Here is a 12810-nt window from a genome sequence, read left to right as displayed (position 1 = left end):
CCCCGGCGGTAAGACGTCGACATCCCCACGGCCGGGGCCGGAGGTCTCCACGCTGGAGGTATTCGATGACGGACGAGAATCTGCACTTCACCTCGGTCGACGAGTTCGACACCTGGCTGGAGGCGAACCACCGGACCGCCGGCGAGGTCTGGGTCGCCCTGCCGAAGAAGGGGACGGAGGTGCCCTCGGTCACCAGGTCCCAGGCCCTGGACGTCGCCCTGTGCTACGGCTGGATCGACGGCAAGGCCTTCTCGGGAAACGCGCCGGACGGCTGGTGGGCCCAGCGCTTCTCGCCGCGCAGGGCCCGCAGCTCATGGTCGAAGATCAATTGCGCCAAGGTCGAGAAGCTCATCGCCAACGGCCGGATGCGGCCGGCCGGGCTCGAACAGATCGAGCTGGCCAAGGCCGACGGCCGCTGGGACGCGGCCTACGCCCCGCCGAGCACCGCGGAGGTCCCCCCTGACCTGCGGGCGGCGCTCGACGCCTCTCCCGTCGCGGCGGCAGCCTTCGCCGCCCTCAGCAAGAGCAGCGGCTACCAGATCCTGCTCACCATCCAGAAGGCGAAGAAGCCCGAGACGCGGGCGCGCAGGATCGCCGGCTACATCGAACGCCTGGAGGCCGGGGAGCCGCCCCACGGCCCCCGGAGAAAGCCCTGACGCCTCTTCCTCCTTCAACGGCGGCACGGCACGAACAGCACGCGAGCCTCTGGCGTGACGGCTGATCCTGGTCGGCACCCCTCCTGCCAGAGGCTTCCCCGTTCCGGCACCACGTCCGGCGATCCATGACAGGCACGCGGCCCGCGTCACCAGGTCGGAACGGACTCATCTTGTCGGCCGGTGCTGCGAGCATGACGAAATGATCGCGACCCCCGACGACTACGCCTGGTTCTCCTACGAGCGCTTCCCCGAGCTGGCCGAGGCCTACTGCTTCACCTACATCCGGGGCCTGACACCCGGGCAACTGGTGTCCCGGTTCGGTGGCCGGCCGGAGGATTTCACGCCCATGACGCTTGATGAACTGGTCGAGACTCGCTACAGGAAGAGCTATGACACCGTGTTCCTCGGCGTCACGGCCATCGGCGACTGGGTGTTCGTCGTCGAACCCAACGGCGGGCTCGGCATCGATGAGAAAATCATCACGTCGTTGTCGGCGGGGACCCGCCTTGTCTCCCACTTCCGCGACGTCGAAGGCGTCGAGTGCTTCTACTGGATTGATGACGGAGAGATCCGGTTCTGCTTCATCGCCGACGAAGGGTACTCGGAAGAGGTACCGGAAGAAGTGCCGGACGAGATCGTGGAGGTCATACGGCGGATCGCCCCCGAGGACGGGCACACCTACCCTTCCGAGGGGCCGGCGTTCCTCCTGGTCGAGCATCTCACCGGAATCAGGCTGACACCGGAACTGCTGGAGGGTTCCACCTACCTGTGCGGATCCATCCCCGAGGCGGGGTGAGCGGGACCCATCCTCCGTGATCCCGCGGGCCGGCCGCAGCGGACGTCCTTCGTCGCTCATCTCATCCGTACCGGAGCGTGCCGGGATGATCGCCATGAGAGCTGCCCGGGTCGCCGTCATCGTGAGCGCACCCGAGGAGCGCCGGCGCGCCACGCTTGAGCAGACCTTTCCCGAATGGCACATCGTCCACGACCCTCTTCTGCGCCGCTGGACCGCCCTCCGGCGTCGACCGCTCACCGATCAGGAGGTGAAGGCGGGCATCAGACGCATGCTCATCCGTGCCTCACCCGAACGGCTGGTCACGGTGTTGGTCCGCCAAGCGCAGATCGCACTCAGCCTGAGCGCCGGTCACCCGCCCGGCGGCTGAAACGGCGCGGCGGCACGAGAGCGTCACCCTCCCGGGCCGCCGCGCCACTTCGGTTCGTGCGAGAAGCCCTCATGCGGCGCGTACGGCGATCTCGGGGTAGTCGAGCACGAGGCCGGACTCGTCGTAGACCAGGCGGCACGCGAAGTCGAAGACCGGGGCGCTGTAGTCGTAGCGCGGCCGGGAGTCCTCGTCGGCGACGCGGACGTAGTCCTGTTCGAGCCGTTCGACGGCGAGATCGGTGGCGCGTACGTAGGCGGCGGGGGCGGCCGACCGGTCGCCGACACGGAGTCCCATCCGATGCACGGGGAAGGCGTTGGTCATCGCCGAGGACTCCAGGTCGACGTCCAGGCAGCCGTCCAGGTGGGGAGCCGGTGTGCCGTCGACGCGCCAGCGGCCCGCGCCGTCGGCCTCCAGCACGGTGTGCCGGGATCCCGAGGCCGAACGTCCCGTGATCCGTGCGCTTCGCGTGGTCCAGGAGGCGTCAAGCTCGATGGCATAGCCGACGATCCAGGTCTCGCCCTCCTCGACCGCCGTCGTGCATCCCTCGATGCGAAGGCCGTCGTCCGAAGGCTGGAAGTACGCCACCTCGAAACCGTCCCGCGCGTCGAGATGTCGCCAGGCGGCGGTCCTTGGCGGTGTCGTGAAGGTCATGACGCGATTCTTCCCGCTTCCCGCCGGACGATGGGCCCGCCGCCGGGATCACCGTGCGACGCGGAAGAACTCACGCAGGTCGCCGACGAGCAGGTCGGGGGTCTCCATCGCCGGGAAGTGGCCACCTCGGTCGAACTCCGACCAGTGGCCGACGGTGTTCGCCGGGTCGGCGAGTGCGCGGATCGTCATGTCCGCCGCGAACACCGCGATCCCCTGCGGCGGCGCCGGCGCGGACGGCCACCCGCCCTGGTCGTCGCCGGACTGCGCGGCGGCGATCTCGCGGTAGGCGCGCATACCTTCGTAGAGGATGTCGGCCGAGGACGCGCCGGAGCCGGTGAACCAGTACAGGCTCACATTGGTGAGCAGCCGGTCGCGGTCCACCGCGTGCTCGGGCAGTCCGGCGGCCGGGTCGGTCCACTCCTTGAACTTCTCCGCGATCCACGCCAACTGTCCGATCGGCGAGTCGGTCAGCGAGTAGGCGAGGGTCTGCGGCCGGGTGGACTGCAGGTGCAGATAGCCGAGGCCGTCCTGGCGGGCGGCGTTGAATCGCTCGGCGCGCGCCCGGTCCGCGTCGGACAGGCCGTCCAGCTCGATGGGCGGGCCGAACGGGTACGGCGACGGACCGTTGAGGTGGGTGGCGACCACATGGCCGGGGGCGGCCATGGGCAGCAGCGTGGTCACGCCGCCGCCGACGTCCCCGCCCTGCGCGGCGAACCGCTGGTAGCCGAGCCGGCTCATCAGCTCCCCGAACGCGGCGGCCACCCGGAACAGGTTGCCCCAGCCCGGTTCCCGCACCGGGTTGGAGAACCCGAAGCCGGGCAGCGAAGGGATCACGACGTGGAAGGCGTCCGCCGGGTCACCGCCGTGCGCGCGGGGGTCGGTCAGCGGCCCGATCACGTCCAGGAAGTCCACGAACGAGCCCGGCCAGCCGTGGCACAGGATCAGCGGCAGCGCGTCCGGCTCGGGCGAGCGGACGTGCAGGAAGTGGATGTCCTGGCCGTCGATCGTCGTCACGAACTGCGGGTGCTCGTTCAGCGTCTTCTCCTGCTCGCGCCAGTCGAAGCCGTTCGTCCAATAGTCGGCCAGTTCCCTGAGGTAATCGACGGGAACGCCGCGCTCCCAGCCGGTTCCGGAGATCTGCCGGGGCCAGCGGGCGCGGGTGAGGCGATCGCGCAGGTCGTCCAGCTCGGCCTGCGGGATGTCGACGCGGAACGGGCGGATGCCGGTGTTGTTGTCCATGGCGAGAAACGTAGGAGCGATACAGGAAAGCCCCGTTCCTGTATTCGGGCAGACTTGAAACATGCTGGACACGGCACAACGACTACTGCGGCTGCTCTCCCTGTTGCAGGCGCCGCGCGACTGGACCGGGCCGGAGCTGGCCGAGCGCCTCGACGTCACCACACGCACCGTGCGCAACGACGTGGAGCGCCTGCGCGACCTCGGCTATCCGGTGCACGGGATCAGAGGCGTCACCGGCGGTTACCGGCTCGGGGCCGGGGCGACGTTGCCGCCGCTGCTGCTCGACGACGAAGAGGCGGTCGCCGTCGCCGTCGGGCTGCGCGTGGGCGCCACACAGGGCGCGGTCACCGGCATCGAGGAGGCGGCGCTGCGTGCCCTGACCAAGCTCGAACAGGTGCTGCCGTCGCGGCTCCGCCGTCGTGTCAACGGCCTGCGCGCGTACCTCGTCCCGCTTCCGCACGCCGGCCCCAGCGTGGACGCCGCCACGCTCACCGCGATCGCGGCGGCCTCCCGCGACCACGAGCGGCTCCGGTTCGACTACACCGGCCACGACGGGTCGGCCGGCCGCCGCGAGGTCGAGCCGCACCGGCTCGCGCACAGCCGAGGCCGTTGGTACCTGGTCGGGTGGGACGTCGCGAGGTCCGACTGGCGCACGTTCCGGGTGGACCGGATGCGGTTGCGGACCCCGAACGGCCCGCGGTTCGCCCCGCGCGAGGATCCCGGCGGTGACCTCGTCGGCCACGTCGCCGCCGGCCTGGCCACCGCGCCCTGGCGCTACCGGGCGCGGGTGACGGTGCGCGCACCGGCCGAGCACGTGCGCGCCCGGCTGCCGCCCGGCGTTCCGGTGGAACCTCTGGGCGAGGACGCCTGCGTGGCCGAGGTCGGCTCGGACACACCGCAGATGCTGGCCGGATACCTCGGCATGCTCGATGCCGACTTCCAGGTCACCGAGCCGCCCGAACTCGTCGCGCGGATCCGCGTGCTGGCCGACCGCTATCGGCGGGCGGTTCCGGCGGAGACATCTCGCGGCACGTCGCCGTGCGGCGTGCCCGGAAGCGAGCCGCCCGACGTCAGCCGCCACAGGTAAAAGTCACATGTGAGTGATGTCGGCGACACGCCGCAGCAGGACCCGACACAGCGGGTACCTGCTGCTTAACCTGCAGAAACAGGCGTACACCATCAGTGTGGACGTGACCATGTGACCCAGGCTGGAGTTCGAGGGCGGCGTACGTTCTTCGACCGCGACCACGGGGGTCGCGACAACGAAGGGGACGTCATGACCAGCACCTCACGCCACGTCACATCCCTGGCGACCGCGTCCCCCGCGTTCGAGAGCGAGCTCGGATCGGTCACCCTGGTCGACGCCGGCGCGATGCCCATCCTCAGCGGGCTCTCGATCAAGCACGTCACCCTGGAACCCGGTGCGATCCGCGAGCCGCAGTGGAACGTCAACGCCAACCAGATCGGCTACTGCCTTTCCGGCACGGCGCTGGTGTCGATCCTGGGGAACGCCGACGCCTTCTCCTCGTTCATCGTCGCCGCGGGTCAGATGTACCACGTCGAGTCAGGCGCGATCTACCACATCGAGAACGTCGGCGACGACCGTGCCGAGTTCGTTCTCGCGCTGCGCGACGAACGTCCTCGGCACTTCTCGCTGCACGACAGTTTCAACGCCATGACCGACGCGGTGCTCGGCAACACCTACGACCTGCCCGCCTCGGCGTTCGCCGCCCTCGACCGGTCTCCGGCCCAGCAGATCGTCCGCTGTACCGGTGCCGCCGACATCCCGGCCACGGCCGGCCTGCCCAACGCCCACCTGTTCGACCTCGAGGGCCAGCACCCGCCGCTGTCCTACGCCTACGGCAGCGCCCGCCTCGCCCGTAGCCAGTACTGGGCCGCCCTGGAGGACATCTCCATGTACTCCCTGCGCATCAAGGAGAGCGGGATGCGCGAACCGCACTGGCATCCCGTCACCGCCGAGATGGGATACGTGGAGAAGGGGCACGCCCGCATGCGTGTCCTGGACCCCGACGGCACCCTCGACGAGTACGTGCTCGGCCCCGGTGACGTGTACTTCGTGCCACGCGCCTTCCCGCACCACATCGAGGTCCTCGGCGAGGACGACATCCACTTCCTCATCTTCTTCGACCAGGCCATGCCCGCCGACATCGGCTACCGGGCGAGCGCGTCGGCGTTCTCCCGCGAGGTTCTCGCCGCGAGCTTCGGCATGCCCGAGCGCGACCTCCCCCGGTTCCCCTTCACGCCGGTCGACCCGCTCTTCGTCGCCCGCGCCAACCCTCGCGACCCGGTGCGCTGAGGACGTCGCCCGGCTGGTCCTTTCCCGGTTCCGACGAGGTCGCGGGCCAGGTGGCGGGTGGACCCGGGGTTGTGGTGAGGTCGCGGGCCGGGCGCCGGGCGGGCCTGGGGCCGCGGCGATGTCGCAGGCCAGGTGATAGCCGGGCAACCATGCCTATCGTCTAAAGTCGGGCGAATGGCCCCGATCCCCTCGCGGCTGGCCTGGTTGGACGCCCTGCGCGGACCCGCCGCGCTGGCCGTCGCGCTGCACCACTCCGGCTGGACCTTCATCCCGGGCCTCTGGGCGGAGGTGGACCGCAGGATCGACGTCGGCACCTGGGGCGTCTTCGTGTTCTTCCTGGTCAGCGGCTACATCATCCCCGCCTCCCTGGAGCGGCGCGGTGACCTGCGGGCCTTCTGGATCGGCCGCGCCTTCCGCCTGCTCCCCCTCCTGCTCGCCGCGCTCGGCCTGGCGCTCCTTCTCGCGTACGCCGGGGCGTTCGTCCTCCACCCGGGCCTGAGCGTGCGCCCCCTGCCCCTGGTCGTCCTCGGGAACGTGACGATGCTGCAGGAGCTGCTCGGCGTGCCCGCCGTCATCGACGTGATGTGGACGCTCTCGTACGAGATGGCGTTCTACCTGCTGGCGGTCGGGCTGTTCGCCACGGGGCGGGCGCACCGGTCGGCCGCGGCCGCGATCGTCCTGGCGCTGTCGGCCGTACTCCTGGGCCTCCTGCTGCCGGGGCCGGTCATCGGCGGCCGCGCCGACCTGGTCGCGGCGCTTCTCGGGATCGCGGTGGTCGCGGTCATCGTGGTGTCGGCGCGGGCGGGGGGCGGGACGCGTACGGCCGCCGCGGTGGCGGGCGGTCTCCTCGGGCTGGCGCTGGTGGTCCTGGGCAGCCGGATCGGCGCGTGGCAGGGTCTGATCATCCTGGCCATGATGTTCGCCGGTACGGCCGTGTACCGCGCCGAGCGGGGGACCATCCGGTGGCGTACCGCCGTCGCCACCGTACTGACGGTCCTGGCCTGCGGGGTCCTCGCCAAGGACGATCCCGGCTGGGCGCCGGCACTCCTGCTGGCCGCGGGTTTCTTCGCGGCCGGGTTCGCGCTGCGGCGCAGGTCGTTTCCCCGGTGGCTCGCCCACCTCGGGGTGATCAGCTTCTCCCTCTATCTGCTGCACCCGCTCCTGCTGCGGATCAGCCCGAACCTCCCGCTGTTCTTCCTCGCCCTGGTGCCGCTCTGCTACCTGACCCACCGCCTGATCGAGGCCCCCGCTCAACGTCTCGGCAGGCGGCCGGCCAGGTCTTCGGTGAGGGAGCCGGCGCCGGGCGGATCCTAGGACCCGCCCGGTGGCGCGGATCAGGGGGCCGCGTACTTTCCGTCGAGCTTCCTGTCGAGACGGCCGGGCCGGCTCCGACTTCTTTGTGACGGCGCCGATCGCGGCGTCGACGGAGCGGAGGAGGCTCGCGATGAGCAAGGTCGTGCTGGATGTGTCGATGTCCCTGGACGGGTTCGTCGCCGGTCCGAACGTCAGGATGGAGGCGGGCATGGGGGACGGCGGCGAACGGCTGCACGAGTGGATGACAGGGGAGGGACCGGACGGCGAGATCGACCTCGGCATCCGCCGGCAGGTGGACGCGGCGGTGGGGGCCACCGTCATCGGACGGCGTACGTTCGACCTCGGCGTGGGCCCGTGGGGCGGCACCCCGTGGCCCGGCGTCCCGAGCTTCGTCGTCACCCACAGGACCAGGCAGGATCTCCTCGGCGACAACGGCGGGACGTTCGCCTTCGATGGGTTGGAGGCCGCGGTCCGGCGCGCGCGGGAGGCCGCGGGGGACAGGGACGTCCTGGTGCTGGGCGCGGACGTCGCTCGGCAGGCGCTGAAGGCGGGCCTGCTCGACGAGGTGAGCATCCACCTCGTTCCCCTGCTGATGGGCGAGGGCACGCCGCTGTTCGCCGAGGATCGGGCCGAACTGATCCCGGTGGGGAAACCCGTCACCGGAACCGTCACCCATCTGCGCTACGGCGTCGCGAAGCCTTAGGGCCCGTGCGGGGCCGAGATCGGAGGGATCCGCCCGCGCGACGGCCTGCGATCCTGGCGGGCCCGTCATCACGCCGCCGGGACGGTTTCGGACGGCGGCCGGGTCCGCGGTCGGCTCTGCCGGGTGCCTCCCCAGCCGGGCGTCACCTCGCGCTCGGCCCTGCGCGACGCGCTCAAAAGCTCTCGGAAACCACCGAATCCCTCATGAAGCCATGGTTTCGTCAATGCAGCATGAAGTTCGCGCGATGCGCTCATCTGGCCGATGGCGGGTGCCACCCGCTGACCTAACGTCGAGGTATGTCCAGCTCGCACACCACCTCGATGGGGAACCGACATGGCCTTCGTCACCACCGCTGACGGTACCGAGATCTTCTACAAGGACTGGGGCAGCGGGCAGCCGGTCGTCTTCAGCCACGGCTGGCCGCTCAACGCCGACGTCTGGGACGACCAGCTGAAGCTGGTCGCGGACAACGGTTTCCGGGCCGTCGCGCACGACCGCCGGGGGCACGGCCGTTCCGGCCAGCCCTGGAACGGCAACGACATGGACACCTACGCCGACGACCTGGCCCGGCTGATCGAAACCCTCGACCTGCGCGAGGTGATCCTGGTCGGGCACTCCACCGGCGGTGGCGAGGTGACCCGCTACATCGGCCGGCACGGCACCTCCCGCGTCGCCAAGGCCGTCCTGCTGGGCGCGGTCCCGCCGCTCATGCTGAAGACCGACGCCAATCCCGAGGGCCTGCCGATCGAGGTGTTCGACGGCATCCGCGCGGGGGTCGAGGGCGACCGCTCGCAGTTCTACAGGGACCTCAGCATGCCCTTCTACGGCTTCAACCGGCCCGGCGCGGAGGTCTCGGAGGGGGCGAGGGACGCCTTCTGGATGTGGAGCATGCAGGTGGGCCTCAAGGGGGCGTACGACTGCGTCAAGGCCTTCTCCGAGACCGACTTCACCGAGGACCTCCGGCGCTTCGACATCCCGACCCTCATCGCGCACGGCGACGCCGACCAGATCGTGCCCATCGTCGCCGCCGGCCCGAAGTCGGCCGAACTGGTCAAGGGCGCCACCCTGAAGGTCTACCCGGGCAGGCCGCACGGCCTGGTCGGCGCCTACAGGGACGAGTTCAACGCCGACCTGCTGGCCTTCGCCAGGTCCTGAGACGGCCCGGCTCCCAGGACGGTTCGACGCCCCGGACAGGCGCGACATCTGCCTCACCACGATCGCGAACGTTCGAGGTTCGAAATCGTTCGGGAGCGCACGATTCTCTTTTCACGCCGTACGGTTCGCGTTCCATGCCGTATGGTTCTCTTTTCGCGCCGTACGATTCCCGTTCCGCGCCACAGGGGCCGGCCGCTCCGATGCCCGGTGTCCGGCGGGGCCGCGATCCCCTCAGGCGTGCGAGGACCGCGAGGGCCGCGACGTCGCGAGGCGTCGCTGTTCCTCCTCGACGATCTGGCGGGCCAGGGTCTGTTCCGAGATGTCGACCGCGTCGGGGGTGGACTCGGCCAGGTCGCTGCGGCGGGCGTAGGTGTCGAAGAGCCCGACCTTGCCGCGGAGGATGTCGAGCATGCGCTGGTCGACGCTGTCGGCCGTCAGGATGCGGTGCACCTGGACCTTGCGGACCTGCCCCATGCGGTGGGCGCGGGCCACAGCCTGGCTCTCCATGGTCGGCTTGACCTGGGGCTCGCAGATGATCACCACCGAGGCGGCCTGCAGGTTGACGCCGATCCCACCCGCCTGGATCTGGCTGAGCAGCACGGCATGGCCGGGGGCCGCCGTGAACTCGTCGATGACCTGCTGGCGGCGGGCGGTGCCGAGGTCGCCCGAGATCGGCCCGTGGACCCGGCCGCCGGGGTCACCCGGGGATCCCGGGGCGCCGGTGCCCCCGAGAGCTCCGTGGACGGCGGTCATGACGTCGCGGAAGTAGGAGAAGACCACGACCTTGAGATCGTTGCCCGCCGCCTCGTCGACGAGTTCCAGCAGCCTCTGGAGCTTGGCCGACGTCTCCGGCACGGCGTAGGCGGCACGGCGCATCGCCATGAAGTTCCCGTCGGCCACGGCCTTCCGGTAGGCGGTGAGGTCCGCCGGGCTGAACTCCTCCCACTCGTCCACGTGCACGAGGTCGGGCAGCTCGGTGAGCACGTCCTCCTGATTGCGGCGCAGGTAGACCGATGCCACGGCCCTGCGGAAGGACTGCCCTCTCGCGGCTCCCGTCCCCGCCACCGTCGCCAGCGCCGCGGTGTCGCCGTTCCGGATGCCCGGGAGCAGATCGGGCCTGAGGTAGCCGATCAGGTTGCGGAACTCCTCGACGCGGTTCTCCATCGGGGTCCCGGTCATGAAGAGCACCCGGTCGGTACGGCCGCACCACCGGGCGACGGCCTGGGAACGCCGGGCGGCCGGGTTCTTGACGTAGTGCGCCTCGTCGACCACGAGCATCCCGAGCGCGACGTCGTCGGGGACCTCCAGCCGGTGCAGGGTGTCGATGGTGGTCACGGCGACGCCGCCGGTGCGGATCCATTCCGCCAGGGCGGCGGTCCGGTCGCCGCCGCGCAGGGAGTAGGCCCGCAGCGTGCTGCGGGCCTCGATCTCGCGCACCCAGTTGATCAGGACGCTGGCCGGGCAGGCCACCAGGAAGTGCCTCTCGCCGCGCGCCCAGAGGTGCGCGAGGGCGGCGACGGCCTCGATGGTCTTGCCCAGGCCCATCTCGTCACCCAGGATCACCCGCCGCTGGGCGAGGGCGAAGCGGGCGCCGAACGACTGGTAACCGCGCAGGGAGACCCGGCGGTGGGTGTCGTCGAGGTCCTGGGCCTTGACCCGCGCGGAGATGTCGTCGGGCAGGAAACCCTCCGAGGCGACACGGTCGGGTTCCGTGGCCGCGATCTCGGCGAGCAGGTTGTAGTACTCGGACGCGCGGAGCTCGAAGTCGACCCACGCCTCGATGCCGGAGACCGGCGGGCGCAGCAGGTCCACGGAGGCCTGGCCGAAGAGCAGCGCCGTGTCGGACGCGTTCGCCTCCGCGATCACGTCCTCGATCCGCGCGACGGCCTCCTGCGCACGGCGACGACCTCCCCGGCCCGCGAGCAGCATCCGCAACCACCCGCGAGCGGGTTGCGCGTCGGGCAGGAGCGAGGCCAGCCTCCGCTCGATTCTCCGCGCGGCACCGCCCGCGCGCGGCAGGTCGGGGCCGGCGTTCACCAGCCGGTTCAGCGCGATCAGCAGGTCCGTGGTCTCGTCGTCCTGCCGGTCGACGTCGATCCGCAGCGCCACCGTCTCCTCCACCGCCTTGGCGATCTGCTCGGCGGCGGCGTGCGCCTGTCTCGCGTTCCACGCCCCGACCCCGGGGAGCAGTTGGAGCGCGTACGGCGTGGTGTCCAGGATGTCGAGGATCGTCTGGTAGCCGGCCTGTTCGAGGGCCCTGATCCGAAGCCGCCCCACGGTGACGTCCTTCAGGCGCGTCAGGGGAATCGACCCCAGTTCCTCGCGTGCCAGGCGCGTACGCACGGAGGCCAGCGCCCGCTGGGCGTCGGCGCGCGCCCGCGCGTCATCGGCGAGCAGCGTGCGCGCGTGGGACCGGAGGCGACCCGCCCTCTGGAAGAGGGCCCTGACCTGCCTGGGGGTGGAGGCCGGATCCTCTCGCTCGACGTCGCCCAAGCTCTCGTCCCTCCCGTCACGGCTCGCGGTAGTTCACCGTCGCCAACCACCCGGCCGGTTGTCAACGATCGGCCAGGCCGGACACGGCGTCACAGCCCTTTGCCCGCTAATGAGCCGTTCATGGGTTCCGGGGAGAATCCGATGAACGGCCCGGCCGGGCCGGGACCCCGATCCCACCGCGATCCCGCCGCCGGCCGGGCACACGCCGGGACCGACTGTCGGTGCCTCCTGGCAGAATCCGCGTGTTCTGAACGTGAGCGGCCGAAGGTGGAGTGAGACGGATGTCAGATCGAGGGAACGCACCGTTGATACGGCTCGACCCGTGGGCGGAGACCGATCTCGACCTGCTGCGTCGCATCAACGCGCCGGAGATGACCGATCACCTGGGAGGCCCGGAGACCGAGGAGAAACTCCTCGACCGGCACAGACGGTATGTCGACATCGAGGGGAAGGAGACCGGCCGGATGTTCAGCGTCGTCCTGCTCCCCGGGCTCCAGCGGGTCGGCAGCATCGGATACTGGGAACGCGCCTGGCGGGGCGAGACCGTGTACGAGACCGGCTGGAGCGTCCTGCCGGAGTTCCAGGGCAGGGGCATCGCGGTCGCGGCGGCCCTGGCCGTTGTCGCCAGGGCGAGGGCGGAGCGCAGGCACCGCCACATCCACGCGTACCCCTCCGTCGACCATCCCGCGTCGAACGCGATCTGCCGGAAGGCCGGGTTCCGGTTCGTCGCCGAGTGCGACTTCGAGTACCCGCCGGGAAACGCCATGCGGTGCAACGACTGGCGCCTGGACCTCGCCGCGGAGACGTGAGACGTTCCGCTCGGGCGGGGCCGGACGCCGCGCGGAAGGGGACGCGGGCGTCTCTCCTGGCCGTACGGTGAGTCGCCCCTCCCGCAGGTGCGAGTCCGTAATAGTGCACTTTGGGAGCTGAGTGTGCATTCCTGCGCAGAAGGAAGCGTCGACTGTTTCTAGTGTCCGTGGTGTCCGAACGGCACGACCCCTCCACCACCCGCACAGGAGCATGACGATGAGCACCACGCGCACCCTTCTCGCCGGAGCGGCCCTGGCCGGTTCCCTGCTGGCCGGCATCGCCGCGGCCCCCGCCGCCTCCGCCGACACC

General features: G+C 70.6%; 12 protein-coding genes. 9 read left to right on the top strand and 3 right to left on the bottom strand.

The window, feature by feature from the left end; translation table 11 throughout:
- The first annotated feature begins 65 nt into the window (after positions 1-65).
- The 3 genes from ACTOQ3_RS41605 (at position 66) to ACTOQ3_RS41595 (ending at position 1819) form a co-directional block, all read left to right on the top strand.
- The gene (locus ACTOQ3_RS41605) at positions 66-656 is read left to right on the top strand and encodes a YdeI/OmpD-associated family protein (protein WP_440089441.1); all 591 of its coding nucleotides are present in this window, start codon (positions 66-68) and stop codon (positions 654-656) included.
- Between the two features lie 199 nt (positions 657-855).
- Positions 856-1452, top strand: coding sequence for a DUF6461 domain-containing protein (locus ACTOQ3_RS41600; protein WP_440089440.1), 597 nt, complete (start codon positions 856-858; stop codon positions 1450-1452).
- Positions 1453-1537: 85 nt separating this feature from the next.
- Positions 1538-1819 (top strand): hypothetical protein, encoded by a 282-nt coding sequence (locus tag ACTOQ3_RS41595; protein ID WP_440089439.1) that lies wholly within the window; start codon positions 1538-1540, stop codon positions 1817-1819.
- A 69-nt stretch (positions 1820-1888) separates the two neighbouring features.
- Here ACTOQ3_RS41595 and ACTOQ3_RS41590 read toward each other — a convergent pair whose 3' ends face one another.
- Both ACTOQ3_RS41590 and ACTOQ3_RS41585 read right to left on the bottom strand, forming a co-directional pair.
- Complete coding sequence (locus ACTOQ3_RS41590; RefSeq protein ID WP_440089437.1) at positions 1889-2470, bottom strand: putative glycolipid-binding domain-containing protein; 582 nt, start codon at positions 2468-2470, stop codon at positions 1889-1891.
- Between the two features lie 48 nt (positions 2471-2518).
- Positions 2519-3709, bottom strand: coding sequence for an epoxide hydrolase family protein (locus ACTOQ3_RS41585; RefSeq protein ID WP_440089436.1), 1191 nt, complete (start codon positions 3707-3709; stop codon positions 2519-2521).
- A 61-nt stretch (positions 3710-3770) separates the two neighbouring features.
- Between ACTOQ3_RS41585 and ACTOQ3_RS41580 the strand changes: the two genes are divergently transcribed.
- The 5 genes from ACTOQ3_RS41580 (at position 3771) to ACTOQ3_RS41560 (ending at position 9198) form a co-directional block, all read left to right on the top strand.
- On the top strand, positions 3771-4796 hold the full coding sequence (locus tag ACTOQ3_RS41580) for a helix-turn-helix transcriptional regulator (RefSeq protein WP_440089435.1): 1026 nt from the start codon (positions 3771-3773) through the stop codon (positions 4794-4796).
- Between the two features lie 189 nt (positions 4797-4985).
- The gene (locus tag ACTOQ3_RS41575) at positions 4986-6026 is read left to right on the top strand and encodes a cupin domain-containing protein (protein ID WP_440089434.1); all 1041 of its coding nucleotides are present in this window, start codon (positions 4986-4988) and stop codon (positions 6024-6026) included.
- A gap of 174 nt (positions 6027-6200) precedes the next feature.
- The gene (locus ACTOQ3_RS41570) at positions 6201-7340 is read left to right on the top strand and encodes an acyltransferase family protein (RefSeq protein ID WP_440089432.1); all 1140 of its coding nucleotides are present in this window, start codon (positions 6201-6203) and stop codon (positions 7338-7340) included.
- Between the two features lie 130 nt (positions 7341-7470).
- On the top strand, positions 7471-8043 hold the full coding sequence (locus ACTOQ3_RS41565; RefSeq protein WP_440089431.1) for a dihydrofolate reductase family protein: 573 nt from the start codon (positions 7471-7473) through the stop codon (positions 8041-8043).
- 333 nt (positions 8044-8376) lie between these two features.
- The gene (locus ACTOQ3_RS41560; RefSeq protein WP_440089430.1) at positions 8377-9198 is read left to right on the top strand and encodes an alpha/beta fold hydrolase; all 822 of its coding nucleotides are present in this window, start codon (positions 8377-8379) and stop codon (positions 9196-9198) included.
- A gap of 231 nt (positions 9199-9429) precedes the next feature.
- Here ACTOQ3_RS41560 and ACTOQ3_RS41555 read toward each other — a convergent pair whose 3' ends face one another.
- A complete protein-coding gene (locus ACTOQ3_RS41555; protein ID WP_440089429.1) occupies positions 9430-11691 on the bottom strand; it encodes a DEAD/DEAH box helicase in 2262 nt (753 codons plus the stop codon).
- Positions 11692-11972: 281 nt separating this feature from the next.
- On the opposite strand from ACTOQ3_RS41555, the gene ACTOQ3_RS41550 reads away from it, so the two are divergent.
- On the top strand, positions 11973-12500 hold the full coding sequence (locus ACTOQ3_RS41550) for a GNAT family N-acetyltransferase (RefSeq protein ID WP_440089428.1): 528 nt from the start codon (positions 11973-11975) through the stop codon (positions 12498-12500).
- Positions 12501-12810 lie beyond the last annotated feature (310 nt).

The sequence above is a fragment of the Streptosporangium sp. LJ11 genome (assembly GCF_051918945.1).
Lineage (GTDB): Bacteria > Actinomycetota > Actinomycetes > Streptosporangiales > Streptosporangiaceae > Streptosporangium.
This window is presented reverse-complemented; position numbering and strand designations above follow the sequence as displayed.